The 257-nt window shown below is 28.8% G+C and carries 1 protein-coding gene; it reads left to right on the top strand.

Annotated features, from left to right (window positions below):
• The coding region (locus SCA31_RS24350; protein ID WP_410699552.1) for a T9SS type A sorting domain-containing protein at window positions 1-214 on the top strand (214 nt) is incomplete at its 5' end.
• Between the last annotated feature and the right edge of the window lie 43 nt (window positions 215-257).

Genomic DNA, 257 nt, shown 5'->3' with positions numbered 1-257 from the left:
GAATCCTGCTTCTAAAAAAGTTTTCATTGGTGGATTGAAAGATAAAAATATTTCTGCTGAAATTATAAGTTCAGAGGGAAGAAAAGTTCTTGAAAATGCGAAGATCAGCAGTGATAACAGCATTGATATTACTGGAATTCCTGCAGGGGTTTATTATATTAATTTAAAATCCGGTGAGTTGAAATCTTACAGCCAGAAATTGATTATTAAATAAAAATTTGGATAAAATCCAATTAATCCTAAAAATACATCAAAAA

Origin of the sequence: Chryseobacterium sp. SIMBA_028 (assembly GCF_046535285.1) — a bacterium.
Classification (GTDB): Bacteria; Bacteroidota; Bacteroidia; order Flavobacteriales; family Weeksellaceae; genus Chryseobacterium.
The sequence above is the reverse complement of the archived record's forward strand: the minus strand, read 5'-3'. Positions and strand labels throughout refer to the sequence as shown.